This window comes from Halopseudomonas pelagia CL-AP6 (assembly GCF_000410875.1).
In the GTDB taxonomy this organism is placed as follows: Bacteria; Pseudomonadota; Gammaproteobacteria; order Pseudomonadales; family Pseudomonadaceae; genus Halopseudomonas; species Halopseudomonas pelagia.
In genome coordinates this window covers 72637-86464 of the sequence record NZ_AROI01000008.1, presented here as the reverse complement: position 1 = coordinate 86464, position 13828 = coordinate 72637, and the positions used below count along the sequence as shown (strand labels likewise).

The following is a 13828-nucleotide window of genomic DNA, read 5'->3' as shown; positions in this document are numbered from 1 at the left end:
AACAGGCTGTCAGTCGTTTGCCGCTTGGGCTGTTTGACTCGTCCAACCTCCGCCTAATGCGCGAAACAGATCGACCTCGCTGGTCAGCTGATTCAATTGATCGGTGATCAATTGCTGGCGGGCGCTGAAGAGCTGGCGTTGGGCGTCGAGCAGGGTCAGGTAGCTGTCTACACCAATGCGGTAGCGGCGTTCGGCGATCTGGAAGTAGTCCTCGCTGGCATTCAGCAGGCGCTGCTGGGCAGCGACCTGATCCACGTAGGTTTCGCGAGCGGCGAGGCCGTTGGCGACTTCGCTGAAGGCGACCTGAATGGCCTTTTCATACTCAGCCACACGCACATCACGAATCACTTCGGCATAGTTCAGGTTTGCCTGCAGGCGCCCGGCATTGAAGATCGGCAGACTGATGCTGGGCGAGAAGCTCCAGTATTCCGAACCGCTGTCGAACAACCCTGACAGTTGGCTGCTGGCGCTGCCAGCATTGGCTGTCAGGCTGATGCTGGGGAAGAAGGCCGCCCGCGCCGCACCGATATTGGCATTCGCACCGCGTAACTGATACTCGGCCTGGAGAATATCCGGGCGTTGCAGCATGACATCGGAAGGCAAACCGACGGGTAGCTCGGCCAGCAGGGCGGTACCCAGTTGTGGTTGCTCGGCGGGCAGTACCGGTATGCGCTGGCCGAGCAACAGAGCCAAGGCATTGCGATCCTCGGCGATCAGCCGCGTATAGCGCGCCAAACTACTGCGCGCGGTCTCCACGGCGGTGCGGGCCTGGGTCAGCTCTAGCGACGAGGCGATACCCACGTCGAAGCTGCGTTGGGTTAGCCGTAGGCTGTCTTCGTAGGTCTGCAAGGTGTCCTGGGTGGCCTGAAGCAGCGCTTGATCAGCCTGCCACAGCAGGTAGGTATTGGCCACGCTGGCGATCAGGCTAACCTGAACGCTGCGTTGCGCGGCCTCGGTAGCCAGATATTCTTCCAGCGCCTGTTGCTGCAGGCTGCCTACGCGGCCAAACAGATCGACCTCCCAAGCCACGCCCAGTGTCGCGTTGTATTGGCTGGTAATGCCGCTTTGCGCGGCACCGTTGAGATCGGATGGTGTACGCGTGCGGCTACCACCCGCGTCGGCACTCAAGCTGGGAAACCGGTCTGCGCGCTGAATGCGGTACAGTGCGCGGGTGGCCTCCACGTTCAATGCCGCCACGCGCAAGTCGCGGTTGTTCTCCAGTGCCACGTCAATCAGCTGGCGCAGTTGTGGATCGCGAAAGAAGCTTTGCCATACCGGCGGCGCCAGCTGTTCGGCGGAGGCGGCTTGGTAGGTTTCGCCTTGCGACCAGCCATCGGCTACTGGCGAGGCCGGGCGCTCATATTCCGGTATCATTGAGCAGCCAGTCAGCGCCAGAATCAGGCTACTACCCATTAAAATGCGCTTCACAGAGTGACCTCCTTGACGGTCGGCTCAGTGTCGTTGGCCTTGGCTTTTTTGCCACCGAACAACGACGAAATCATCACAAAGAACAGCGGCACCCAGAAGATCGCCAGCGCGGTAGCGGTGATCATCCCGCCGATAACGCCGGTACCGATGGCATGCGAACTGCCAGCGCCAGCTCCGCTGGCCAGGGCCAGGGGCACAACGCCGAGGGTGAAGGCCAGCGAGGTCATGATGATCGGCCGCAGACGCATGCGGCAGGCTTCCACTGCCGCATCGAACAGGCTCATGCCCTGCTCGTGCAGGTCCTTGGCGAACTCGACAATAAGAATCGCGTTTTTCGCCGTCAGACCTACAGTAGTCAGCAATCCGACCTGGAAAAATACGTCATTGGTCAGTCCGCGGCCGAGCGTAGCCATCAAGGCGCCGATGACCCCCAGTGGTACCACGAGCATCACTACTAGCGGAATCGACCAGCTCTCATAGAGCGCGGCCAGGCAGAGGAACACCACCAGCAAGGACAAGGCATAGAGCATGGGCGCCTGGTCGCCGGACATACGCTCCTCGTAGGACAGGCCAGTCCAGGCCACGCCAACCCCTGGCGGTAGCTTTTGGGCAATCTCCTCTATCGCCGCCATCGCGTCGCCAGTGCTGAAACCGGGTGCGGCTTCACCCATGATTTCCATTGCGGCCACACCGTTATAGCGCGACAGCTTGGGCGACCCGTAGATCCACTCACCGCTGGCAATGGCGTTAAATGGCACCATCTCGCCGCTGTCGTTGCGCACAAACCACTTGCCCAGATCCTCCGGGCCCATACGTGCGTTGGCCTCGCCCTGCAGATACACGCGCTTGACCCGGCCGCGGTCGATAAAGTCATTGACGTAGCTTGAGCCCCAGGCGATTGACTGGGTGTTGTTTACTTCACTCAGCGAAACGCCGAGCACGCGGGCCTTCTCGTCGTCTACGGATAGCTGATATTGCGGCTCGTCATCCAAGCCATTGGGGCGCACGGCCATCAGTACCGGATGTTGTGCCGCCATGCCGAGCAGTTGATTGCGCGCCTGCATCAGGGTGTCGTGACCTACCCCGGCATTGTCCTGCAGGTACAGATTGAAGCCGGTTGCGTTACCCAGCTCCATCACCGCTGGCGGCGCGAAGGCGAAGACCATCGCATCGCGATAACTGCGGAACTTCGCTTGGGCCCGCTCGGCCAATGCAAATACGCTTTGCTCCGGCTTCGCGCGCTCGTCCCAGGGCTTGAGACCGATAAAGGCCATGCCCGAGTTCTGCCCGCGACCGGCAAAGTTGAAGCCGGTCACGGTGAACACCGAGTTGACCACATCGCTTTCTTCCTCCAGCAAGTAGTCGCGCATGCTGTCGATTGTCTGCTGGGTGCGCTCGGCGGTAGAACCTGCTGGCGTCTGTACCTGGGCGTAAAGGACGCCCTGGTCTTCGTCCGGCAAAAAGGCGGTAGGGATGCGGGAAAAGAGCACCGCCATGACTGCGACAATAGCGACATACAGCAACAGGTAGGGCGTTTTGCGCTTAAGCATACTGGCCACACCACGCTCGTAGCGGCCCACGCCACGATCGAAGGTGCGGTTGAACCAGCCGAAGAAACCGCGCTTTTCATGCTGGCCGCCTTTAGGGATAGGTTTGAGCATGGTGGCGCACAGCGCCGGGGTAAAGATCATCGCCACCAGTACCGAGAGCGTCATCGCCGAGGCAATAGTGATCGCGAATTGGCGGTAGATCACCCCGGTTGAACCGCCAAAGAAGGCCATGGGAATAAATACCGCCGAGAGCACCAGACCAATCCCTACCAGCGCGCCCTGGATCTGATCCATCGACTTGCGGGTGGCTTCCACCGGCGACAGGCCCTCTTCGGCCATAACGCGTTCGACGTTTTCGACCACGACGATGGCATCATCCACCAGCAAGCCGATCGCCAGCACCATGGCGAACATGGTCAGAATATTAATGGTGAAGCCGAATAACGAGAGCACGCCAAAGGTGCCAAGAATCACCACGGGCACTGCTAGCGTGGGTATCAGTGTGGCGCGGAAGTTCTGCAGGAACAGATACATCACCAGGAACACCAGCACCACGGCTTCCAACAGGGTGTGCACCACTCCGGTGATGGACGCCGAAACAACCGGCGCGGTCTCATAGGGGTATTCGATCTTCAAGCCCTGCGGGAAGAACGGCTCCAGGTCGGCGATGGTCTGCTTGACTGCGGCGGCGGTGTCCAGCGCGTTAGCACCGGTGGCCAGCTTGATCGCCAGGCCGGAGGCCGGCATACCGTTGAACTGGGCCGACACGTTGGCGCTCTGCGCCCCCATCTCGACGCGTGCGACATCCTTCAAACGCACCTGAGAGCCATCCGGGTTGGCCTTGAGCATGATCTCGCGGAACTGCTCGGGGCTTTGCAGCCGGGTCTTGCCGATAATGGTCGCGCTCAGTTGCTGCCCGGGTACAGCCGGCAGACCACCGAACTGGCCGGAAGAAATCTGCACGTTCTGCGCCTGAATTGCGGCGCTAACATCGGTGGGCGTCAGCTTGAAATTGTTCAGCTTGGCCGGGTCCAGCCAGATACGCATTGCGTACGGTGCCCCAAAGACCTGGAAATCACCCACACCATCGGTCCGCGATACCGGGTCCTGCAGGTTGGAGACGATGTAATCAGCCAGGTCATCGCGGTTCATGCTGCCGTCGGTCGACACCACGCCGATGACCATCAGGAAGTTGCGTACCGACTTGGTCACACGGATGCCCTGTTGCTGGACCTCCTGTGGCAGCAGCGGGGTAGCCAGTTGCAGCTTATTCTGCACCTGCACCTGAGCGATGTCTGGGTCCACGCCCTGGTCAAAGGTCACGGTGATTTCCATACTGCCGTCGGAATTGCTGTCCGAGCTGATATAGCGCAGGCCATCAATACCGTTCAGTTGCTGCTCGATGACCTGAACGACGGTGTCCTGCACCGTTTGCGCAGAGGCGCCAGGATAGGTCACGGAAATACCCACCGCTGGCGGCGCGATGCTCGGGTATTGATTGATGGGCAGGCTGAGTACCGACAGGCCCCCTGCCAGCATGATCACCAGGGCAATAACCCAGGCGAAGATTGGACGATCGATAAAGAAACGAGGCATGGGTATTATCCTTCCTGGCCAGCGGCGGACGCGGGCTCAGCCACGTTACCGGCGGGCACCACCCTGACTTCGGCACCGGGTCTGACGAACTGCAGACCTTCGGTTATCAGTTGGTCACCGTCATTCAGCCCGTCGCTGATCAACCAATGATTGCCAACGGTGCGTTCGGTGCGCACTTCACGCAGTTCGACGATATTATCGGCATTGACGACCAAAGCCGTGGCCTGGCCGCGGGGCGTGCGGGTGATGCCCTGCTGCGGCGCCAGAATGGCTTCAGCGCGGGTGCCAGCGACCAGCTGTGCATGTACAAACATGCCCGGCAGTAACACCTTGTCCGGGTTGGGGAATACGGCGCGCAGGGTCACCGAGCTGGTACCGGCGTCCACCGATACTTCAGAGAACTCGAGCTCGCCCTGATGTGGGTAGACGCTGCCGTCCTCCATTTGCAGGGTGACCTGGGCGGCATTGTCGCCAGCCTTCTGCAGGCGGCCTTCTTCCAGGTCACGCCGCAGTGCCAGCAGGTCACGGGCGGGCTGGGTTACGTCTACGTAGATGGGGTCCAGTTGCTGAATGGTGGCCATCGCTGCGGCTTGGCCGTTGTTCACCAGTGCACCTTCACTGACCGCCGAACGGCCGATACGCCCATCGATAGGTGCTCTGACCTGGGTGTAGCGCAGGTCGATTGAGGCACGCTCCAGTGCGGCCTGGGTTTGCAGGCTGGCGGCACGGGCTTCGTCGTATTCCTGGCGACTGACGGACTGGCTTTCGATCAGTTGCTCATAGCGATCGCTCAAGGCCTTGCTCGACAGGTGCGCGGCCTTGGCGCTGTTCAGCGCGGATTGGTAGACCGCTGCATCGATCTGATACAGCTGCTCACCGGCCTTTACCTCGCTGCCTTCGTCAAACAGCCGTTTCTGAATGATGCCGTCCACCTGGGGTCGTACCTCGGCCATGCGAAAGGCCGCAGTGCGGCCCGGCAGGTCGGTCGTCAGCTCAAAGGGTTCAGCCACCAGGGTGACCACCCCCACTTCCACCGTCTGAGCGGTCTCCTGTTGTGCGGCTGAGGGGTTGTCCTGTTGCTGACAGGCGCTCAGTAGCGCAATGACCAGCAACAGGGGAATGAGCGCAGTGCGCGCAGAGATCGGGCCAGGCATGAATAAATCCTCAAAGGATGTAGTACGGGGTTCTGGGCGGCCATCCAGATATCCAAGGGGGCCGTGTTATTGTGTAATATACTTACGTTCATGAATGTTTGTAAATACTTGGGACATTAGTTAACATAAATTTCTTCCGCATCAGTCCTTGTTCGATCAGGCTAGGCGGGTTTCGATATGACTGGATGGCAAAGCAGATGGTGAGGCGGACAAAAGAAGAGGCTCAGGAGACCCGGAATCAGATACTTTCCGCGGCTGAACTATGCTTTTACAGCAAGGGCATTTCCCGGACCTCGCTGGCAGAGATCGCCACAGCTGCCGGCGTCACGCGCGGTGCCATTTATTGGCATTTCGAAGATAAGTCGGAACTGGTGGGAGCCCTGTTCGAACGGGTCAATTTGCCGTTACAGCCGCTCAGTGAAGCAAGTCGCAATCCGAACGAACCCGACCCATTGGGTCGTATGCGTGAACTGCTGGTCACGGTCTTTCGCCGTGCAGCGACCGACCCGGAAGCACGTCGGGTCGGCGAAATCCTTTTTCATAAATGTGAATACACCGAAGATCTAGGTAATTTGCGCCAATGGATGCAGGGCTTTCGCCGTGAGTACAGCCAGGACATCGAAAAGGGCCTGGGCAATGCTGTGGCCAAGGGACAACTGCCCGAAGATCTCGATCTGATCGTCGCTGGTAGTTGCCTGCATGCCTTTATCACCGGTGTACTGGATCAGTGGTTGCTCTTGCCCGACATGATGGATTTGGACGCCAAGGCTGAAACGCTGGCTGACAGTATTCTGGACATGTTGCGTCTGAGCCCTGCGTTGCGAAAGGGCTGATTGCCGGTCGAGTCAATAGCGTTAGTGACCGGTGGCGTGTTGTGCCTCAATGGTTTGCAGGTAAGCGACCATGGCATGGATCAGCTCAGTGCGTAGCACGCGCTCCCGGTACTGGTTATTGTCCTGCAATGACTGCAACGCACCGACTGGAATGTTATAGAGCACGAAGCTGATGGTCTTTAGCAGCTCGGTATCCAGCGCAGGCATGCGCAGCTCAAGCACCTTTTCATAATTCGCATGGATCGATCGTCGCAGCGCAGGCGCGTCTTCTGTTTTGCTGCCTAGCGAGTTGCTGATAATAACCAGCATCTCAGGGTAAGCATCAATATATTGGAAATAGGGCCGAGCCAGGCTCTCAATGACCGCCTGGGTGCTCATGCCGCGCCACTGCTCCAATGAAATCTGATCCAGCTCAAGGGTGATATCGCTCATTGCTGCCAGGTGACGCTGGCACAGCGCATCGATCACGGCGTCCTTGTCCGGAAAGAAATGATACAGGGAGCCGATCGAGGTTTTCGCCCGCTTCGCTAGCTTGTGCATCGTCAGTTCGCCCGGCCCCTCCTCCCAGAGCAAGATCGCGCAGGCGTCCAGCACCGCTTCCACGCGTGCCCGGCCCCGGGTTTGCTGGGGGGTACGGCTGGATTTTACCGGTACTGGGTTGTCGCTAGATACGTGGCTCATGGAAACAGGGCTGCCGATAACGGGGAAATCAGCCCGGAGCATAGAGTATTGGGCAAGCAGCGACCAGTGCGGAAGCGTCGCATGACATGTGCGGTATTCGCTTCCGCGAACGGTCGTAATAGCTCGGATAGCCGGCTCTGCATCACTCCAGCTCGCGGCGCATGGCCGCATCGGAATAAGACACCCCATAACGCTTGCGTGACCAGGCATACATCGTCAAGCCGAGCAGCATCCATCCGCAAAATACCACCCATTCAACGGGGAGTAGCGCAGACGGGCTGCCCGGCATATAGAGCCCGATCATCCCGACGGAGGCGATCAAGGCGATGCCGCCCACCAGCATGCCGGCTGGCACCTTGAAAGGACGCTCCATATTGGGTTCTTTGTGACGCAGCGCCAGGAACGAAAGGGCGACAAAGAAATATGCAATAACGATACCCAGCCCGCCAGCATCCACCAGCCACACCAGCGCCGGGCGGCCAAAGAAGGGTGCGATGCTCGACAACACACCGATCATCAGGATCGCATTGACCGGCGTTTTGTATGTTGGGTGCAGCCTGGCCAGAAAGGCCGGCAGCATGCCGGAGTGCGCCAGGGCATAGATGGCCCTGGATCCGCCGATATAGAACGCATTCCAGCTGGTGATGATGCCGGCAATACCGGCAAATACCATCAGCTTACCGGCCCAGGGCGCGTTGAATACCGCCTGCATGGCATCCGGCACAGCTAGCGAACTTTGCTCGAGGGCGGCCGGAGTGAGCATCATCGACGTGCCGAGAACGATCAGTGCATACCAGAATACCGCCATCAGCACCGAGAGCATCAGTACCCGGCCGATTTCCCGAAACGGCAAATTGATTTCTTCCGCAGCCTGGGGGATGACGTCAAAGCCGACGAACATGAAAGGCACCATAATCATTACCATCATGATCCCGCCGACGATGCCGTTTTCGACGCTGAATAGCGGCTCCATTGTCACAGTGTCACCGGTGAACATGGCGCCAGTAATGAACATGATCCCCACCACCAGAATCAACAGCGTCACAACTTTTTGCACCAACGCAGCCATGCGTATGCCCAGGTAATTGATCCACATCATCACCAACGAGCCCACAACACCCACAGCAACCCAGCTCGCCTGAACATCCCAACCGGCGACGGTCCACAGATAGCCCACCGAATAGTTCGGGAACAGGTGCTCGACCACGGTAGGCAGGGCGACGGCCTCGAAGGACACCACACTGATGTAACCCAGCACAATGCTCCAGGTGCAGAGAAAGGAAGGGAAGTGTCCTAGTGCGCGATAACTGTACACATGCTCACCGCCCACCTGCGGCATCGCCGAGGCCAGTTCTGCGTAGGTCAGACCGACCAGCAGGATCGCTATGCCGCCCACCACAAAGGCAGTGATGGCACCTAAACTGCCGGCAGACTGGATCCAGGATCCCGTCATCACGATCCAGCCCCAACCAATCATCGCGCCAAAAGCAAGGGCGAGAATATCCTTGCGCGCAAGAACGCGCTCGAACTTGACCGCAACGGGATTGCTCATCAGAGAGATCCTCTTTGTTGTATTGCTTTGTTGTGAAAGCGCGCCTGTTATCAGGATAGACTACTTACCTAAGTCAAATGTTCACCTCCGAGGAGATAGCGCCTCGAACCGTTTTCAGCCGGTTCTGCCAGTGTTCGCACCAGGTGTTGAACTAGCCGATTGAGTGCTGGTCAGCTACTCAGCTTTTACCAAGGAAGCCCTGCATTGAAAATAATCCTCATCGGTTGCGGCGTAGCGATACTGGTATTGCTCGCCGGGCTGCCCATCGCTTACCTCAACTGGCCTGCACCTGTCCCTGTATCCGCTGCCATTGAAGAGGGCGCGGAAATAGGTGGGGCGTTCGAGTTACAGGACCATCATGGCCAGACCGTCACCGAAGACACTTTCAAGGGCCGCTGGACGCTGGTGTTTTTTGGCTTCACCCATTGCCCCGATATTTGCCCCACCACGTTGAGTCATGTCGCCAGTTTGCTGGACGGTCTTGGTGACATGGCCGAGCAAGTGCAGCCGCTGTTTATCACGCTGGATCCTGAGCGTGACACGCCAGCGATACTGGCTGAATACACGGCCTTTTTCGACCCGCGTATCCTGGGTCTGGCCGGCAGCGCCGAGCAGACCAGGCAAGTGGCAGACGCCTACAGCGTGTATTTCAAGAAAGTGAATATGGGCGATACTTACACACTGGATCACACCACCACCCTTTATCTAATGAGCCCCGATGGCACATTCAAGCGACACTATTCCGAGCAGATGCCGGCTGACGCCATGGCGCAAGATATCGCTGGGCTGCTGGATGCGGGCTAGATGGGGCGGGCGGCCATGCCTGTGATAACCAGCTCTTTAAGGCAATTATGGCCGTTGTATCTGGGTTTTCTGGTGCTGGCTTTGTGTTGGCTGGGTCCGCTGCCGGCAATGAGCAGAACCGCGTTCTCTGCTCATATGCTGCTGCACCTCGGAGTCACGGCGCTGGCTGCGCCGCTGCTGGCCATTGGGCTGGCGTGCGCAGGGTTGAGGCTGGGCCGTACGGATAGAGTCGGCAGGTGGATGCTGCTGGCCTTCGCCGCTGAGATGGTTGTGGTCTGGGGTTGGCATGTGCCGGCCTTGCATGAAGCCGCAGCGTATAACGTATGGCTTTTCGTTGTGCAGCAGATCTGCTTTCTGGCTGTGGGGCTGGCCATTTGGCTGCTAGGATTCGCCGCACGCTCACGTTTTGACATCGCCGCAGCGATGCTGGGATTTTTTCTCACCTTTGCGCATATGACCATGCTTGGCGTGCTGCTCTTCATGGCGCCGAAACTCATCTACCCCGCTGAGCTGTGCCTGGGTGCCTTCGGCTTCGAACAACTGGAAGATCAGCGCTTTGGCGGCATTCTGATGGCATCCTGGAGCGCTGTTGTCTACCTGGCCGGAACCCTGGCGTTGGGCGTGCGCCTGCTTGATGACAAGCCTGCTGAAGAGGCTTGATTGGAAGCTTGGTCCATGTGCCTCGGCGAGCGGATCTGCCCGTCGTATTTTGTCTTTTCACAGGATTGAAGGTTTGGTCGCATGGTAACAACTGGGCTATGGTAGCCCGGAGAATACGAATGGGAACCATAAAGGACTATATTTTCTATGTCGATTACCACACGAGGGAACGCCGTTGTCATCCCCCAGACCCTCCTGCTTAGTTTCCCCTGATTGTGCGCATGGTCTGACTGGACCCCTGCTGTGGGTCCTATTCCTGTGTTTGTCATTCGCGTCTCTGAACTCCAGGGCTGAGTCACTGACGCTGGGCGACTGCAGTGCCGACAGGATAGTGCTGCAGCCCTGGCTATCTGCTTGGGAGGATGACTCTGGGGGTACCGATCCGCAGGCCGCCCAGGATTTGCCTGCGGCGGCCTGGGAAGCCGTTACGGCACGTCATCTCACCACCGAGCAAAAGTCCTCGGCCCTCTGGTTGCAACTGCAGGTACGCAATGAGGCGGCCGAGGAGTGTCGGTTCTATCTGTTCCCGGGTACCGCCAAGGTCCGGGACATGAGTCTGTATCGGCAAGAGAATGGCGTTTGGAGGGCGCAATACGCCGGTGCAAGTTATCCGCTGGATAAATGGGATAATCCGGTTCGCCTTCCGGCCTTCTCGGTGGTGCTCCCGGCCCAGCAGGAGCAGACCTTGTACCTGCGTATGGCCAGCGAGCTGCGCTTCTCCATGCAGCCGATGCTGCTGTCCCATGATCGGCTGCTGAGCGAACGTATGGCCGAGAGCCTGGCTGATGGTGTGGTATTCGGCATCGTCCTGTTGTTGGTGCTGTTCAGCCTCGCGGCCGGTTATATTCTAAGATTGCCGTTGCTGTTCGCGCATGCCATGTCGGTACTGGCATACGTAGCCGTGGTGACGTTGATTACGGGTTATGGATTCGTCTACCTGTGGCCTGGTAAGCCGCAGCTTGATCTGATTGTTATCGAGCTAGTCTCGGCTCTGGCCCGTATTCTGGCTTTCGTGTACCTGAGCGTCCTGTTGCGCGTGCGTCATCAACCGGCGATCAGTGGCTATCTGGTGATCCTGTGCCAGGTTCTGATTGTTCTGGTTGCGCTGGCCAATCTGCTGTTACCCCCCGGCTCCCTGCTGGCGGAAAGCTTCGCAGATGGAGTGCGTTTGTTGTCCGTGTCGGTACTTATCACTGTGCTTGTTATCGGCGTGCGCCAGGGGTTGCGTTACGACTGGTTTGCCTATCTGGTTACCTCGCTGGTGATCATCCAGTCGCTGGCCTTTCTGGCCTTCCACCGGGGGTTGTTTCCGGTTTCGCCGTACGAGTACAGCTGGTTCTCGGTATCAACCCTGCCCGGCGCAGCTTTGCTCACCTATACCCTGGCAAGCCAGATTGCCTTGAGTCGCCGCCGCGAGAAACAGGCGCTGGAGGATATCGAGCAGCTCAAGCTGACCGAGCAGGAGCGTCTGTCACACCAGGTCGAAAGCCGAACGGCGCAGCTGCGCGAGTCGCTTTCCGCCCAGGGGTTTCTGCTTGCACGCATCAGTCACGACCTGCGCGCGCCAATGCAGGGAGTGGTCAGCAGCGCCCGTCAATTGCGCCAGAGCGGCGTCTCGGCGCAGGAAGCATCGCGTAATATCGAACGCTTCGCTACTCATCAACTTGAGTTGATTGACGAATTGCTGGAGTTTTCCAGCAGCGAGTTGCGGCAGAAGGAGTTGATGATTGCCCCGGGCTATCTGTTCGGTTTTCTTGAAGAAGTGCAGTTGCAGGGGCGGCTGCTGGCGCAGAGCAATGGCAACCACTTCGAGTCGAGCTTCTCCCCGGACCTGCCCACCCTGGTAAACGCTGACTTCCGTCGTGTACGCCAGGTACTGGTTAACCTGTTAGCCAACGCGGCGAAGTTTACCCGCGATGGACAGATACGCTTTAGCGTAGAGCTGGGTTCCAGGAACGCCGCTGGCCAGGTCGCGCTGCGCTTCGGAGTGGAGGACAGCGGCAGAGGCATTGCGGCTGCAGACTGGGAGCGGCTGACACGTGCCTTTGGTCGCGGCGACAATGCCCGCAGTGAGAAGGGCGTGGGCCTGGGTTTGTTTATCGTTCAGCAGATGCTTGAGCGTATGGATTCGCGCCTTGAACTGGTCGAGTCCAGCCTGGGCGGCGCTGGCCTCGCCTTCGAGTTGTTGCTTGACCCGGCTGGGGAGCAGGAGGTGGAGCAGAGCTTTATCGAAAGCTATGAGGCGAGTGGGGTGGCCGATGGTAGCCGCATTCTGGTGGTGGATGACTCGCCCATGGTGCGCGATACCCTGGGCGATCTGCTCGGCGGCTATGGTTATGACCTGATTACCTGTGAAGATGTCGATCAGGCCCTGCAGGCCCTGCAGGAGGACGAGTTCGAGCTGATCATCTGCGATCAATCAATGCCTGACAAAAGTGGTTGGGACCTGCTCGAGCAGGTGCGCGGGCGCTGGCCGCAGTTGCAAATAGTGCTGTATTCAAGTGTGCCGCCAAGGCGACCGGAGCATTTGTCATGCTCGCTGGATTTCGACAGCTACTTGCTTAAACCTGCCACCAGTGGCGATCTACTCGCGCAGATAAAGCAATTGCTGCAAGGCCAGGGCTCTGCCCAGCGTGAGCTGCAGCGGGTCAGGCGCTAGTTCGGTTGAGCTTTGGAGTCAGCGACTGCACGCAGCCGCCGGGAGAGAAAGTCCAGCAGCATGCGAGTTGCCAGGGTGACGCCACGGTGAGGCTGGGTAAAGGCATAGAGTGGGTGGTTGATGGTTTGGTTGTCGACCATCACCAGGCTGCCTTCAGCTATTTCGCGCTCACAGGCGCACAGTGGCAGCACCGCCGGGGCCAGACCGGCCTTGGCCGCTTCACGGGCGATCAGCAGACTACCCGCGCGAATGCCACTCGGACGCATGGGAGCGCTGTTTGCGGCTGGTTTGCGTTTAGCGGCGGTTGCTGCCCCGTGCGTTGCGAGGGTAGCGAATGGCAACTGGACCAGGGTCCGCGAGACAATTTGCAAGCTGTCGGCAGGTGCCTCGCGCAGGCTAAGGGCCAGATCCGTCTGGCTCGCCGCCAAGTCACGCGGATGGTCGTCGGTCAGCAGGTGTAGCTCGATTTGCGGATATTGCCGCCGAAAATCGGCCAGCACCGGTATCAGCCAGTCGGTGAGAATGGTCGGCATGCTCAGCCGAACCTGGCCACCGGGCTCGTTTTGCGCCAGGTGCGCGCACTCGACCGCCGCTTCCACGGCATCGACCATGGCCAGAGCATGGCGGTAAATGGTCTCGCCGGTAGAGGTCAGGCTAAAGCGCCGTGGGCCGCGATGGGCCAGTTGTACGCCAAGGCGCGTCTCGAGTTGGGACAGTCGTCGGCTCAGGCTGGACTTGGAGACACCAAGATGTTGTGCTGCCGCAGAGAGGCTGCCGCCATTCACCGCTTGTAGCAACCAGTACAGATCAACCATGGTATTCGGGAGGTCACGACCCGGTTCGCTGTTCTCTTTATCGAACATAAGGTTGTGGCTGGTGCAACGCTCGCGCATGGGTTTTCTCCAGTGTTG

10 protein-coding genes are annotated in these 13828 nt (G+C 59.1%); 4 read left to right on the top strand and 6 right to left on the bottom strand.

Going from position 1 to position 13828, the window contains the following annotated elements; genetic code table 11:
* Nucleotides 1-9: 9 nt before the first annotated feature.
* From K787_RS0106860 to K787_RS0106850, 3 genes are read right to left on the bottom strand one after another with little or no spacing between them, the layout of a single operon-like run.
* Nucleotides 10-1413, bottom strand: coding sequence for an efflux transporter outer membrane subunit (locus K787_RS0106860; protein WP_169337533.1), 1404 nt, complete (start codon nucleotides 1411-1413; stop codon nucleotides 10-12).
* Between the two features lie 11 nt (nucleotides 1414-1424).
* The gene (locus K787_RS0106855) at nucleotides 1425-4574 is read right to left on the bottom strand and encodes an efflux RND transporter permease subunit (RefSeq protein ID WP_022962054.1); all 3150 of its coding nucleotides are present in this window, start codon (nucleotides 4572-4574) and stop codon (nucleotides 1425-1427) included.
* Between the two features lie 5 nt (nucleotides 4575-4579).
* Nucleotides 4580-5728: an efflux RND transporter periplasmic adaptor subunit gene (locus tag K787_RS0106850; protein ID WP_022962053.1), complete on the bottom strand. Its 1149-nt coding sequence runs from the start codon at nucleotides 5726-5728 to the stop codon at nucleotides 4580-4582.
* A 197-nt stretch (nucleotides 5729-5925) separates the two neighbouring features.
* Between K787_RS0106850 and K787_RS0106845 the strand changes: the two genes are divergently transcribed.
* A complete protein-coding gene (locus K787_RS0106845; protein WP_022962052.1) occupies nucleotides 5926-6561 on the top strand; it encodes a TetR family transcriptional regulator in 636 nt (211 codons plus the stop codon).
* A gap of 21 nt (nucleotides 6562-6582) precedes the next feature.
* Here the strand turns inward: K787_RS0106845 and K787_RS0106840 are convergent, their stop codons facing one another.
* Together K787_RS0106840 and K787_RS0106835 are read right to left on the bottom strand one after the other, a co-directional pair.
* Nucleotides 6583-7242: a TetR/AcrR family transcriptional regulator gene (locus K787_RS0106840; RefSeq protein ID WP_022962051.1), complete on the bottom strand. Its 660-nt coding sequence runs from the start codon at nucleotides 7240-7242 to the stop codon at nucleotides 6583-6585.
* Nucleotides 7243-7384: 142 nt separating this feature from the next.
* Nucleotides 7385-8794: an APC family permease gene (locus K787_RS0106835; RefSeq protein ID WP_022962050.1), complete on the bottom strand. Its 1410-nt coding sequence runs from the start codon at nucleotides 8792-8794 to the stop codon at nucleotides 7385-7387.
* A 204-nt stretch (nucleotides 8795-8998) separates the two neighbouring features.
* Here K787_RS0106835 and K787_RS22455 point away from each other — a divergent pair, with 204 nt between their 5' ends.
* From K787_RS22455 to K787_RS22445, 3 genes are all read left to right on the top strand, one after another.
* A complete protein-coding gene (locus K787_RS22455) occupies nucleotides 8999-9598 on the top strand; it encodes an SCO family protein (protein ID WP_022962049.1) in 600 nt (199 codons plus the stop codon).
* Nucleotides 9599-9613: 15 nt separating this feature from the next.
* Nucleotides 9614-10258, top strand: a complete 645-nt coding sequence (locus K787_RS22450; RefSeq protein WP_040640868.1) for a cytochrome c oxidase assembly protein — start codon at nucleotides 9614-9616, stop codon at nucleotides 10256-10258.
* 262 nt (nucleotides 10259-10520) lie between these two features.
* Nucleotides 10521-12917, top strand: coding sequence for a hybrid sensor histidine kinase/response regulator (locus tag K787_RS22445; protein WP_235801908.1), 2397 nt, complete (start codon nucleotides 10521-10523; stop codon nucleotides 12915-12917).
* Here the strand turns inward: K787_RS22445 and K787_RS0106815 are convergent.
* On the bottom strand, nucleotides 12914-13810 hold the full coding sequence (locus tag K787_RS0106815; protein ID WP_022962046.1) for a LysR family transcriptional regulator: 897 nt from the start codon (nucleotides 13808-13810) through the stop codon (nucleotides 12914-12916). The two genes, K787_RS22445 and K787_RS0106815, sit on opposite strands and share 4 nt — an antisense overlap.
* Nucleotides 13811-13828: the final 18 nt, after the last annotated feature.

Coding starts and splice junctions, on each gene's coding strand:
- K787_RS0106860 (WP_169337533.1), bottom strand. CDS start 1,413: ATGGGTAGTAGCCTGATTCTGGCGCTGACTGGCTGCTCAATGATACCG.
- K787_RS0106855 (WP_022962054.1), bottom strand. CDS start 4,574: ATGCCTCGTTTCTTTATCGATCGTCCAATCTTCGCCTGGGTTATTGCC.
- K787_RS0106850 (WP_022962053.1), bottom strand. CDS start 5,728: ATGCCTGGCCCGATCTCTGCGCGCACTGCGCTCATTCCCCTGTTGCTG.
- K787_RS0106845 (WP_022962052.1), top strand. CDS start 5,926: ATGGTGAGGCGGACAAAAGAAGAGGCTCAGGAGACCCGGAATCAGATA.
- K787_RS0106840 (WP_022962051.1), bottom strand. CDS start 7,242: ATGAGCCACGTATCTAGCGACAACCCAGTACCGGTAAAATCCAGCCGT.
- K787_RS0106835 (WP_022962050.1), bottom strand. CDS start 8,794: ATGAGCAATCCCGTTGCGGTCAAGTTCGAGCGCGTTCTTGCGCGCAAG.
- K787_RS22450 (WP_040640868.1), top strand. CDS start 9,614: ATGCCTGTGATAACCAGCTCTTTAAGGCAATTATGGCCGTTGTATCTG.
- K787_RS0106815 (WP_022962046.1), bottom strand. CDS start 13,810: ATGCGCGAGCGTTGCACCAGCCACAACCTTATGTTCGATAAAGAGAAC.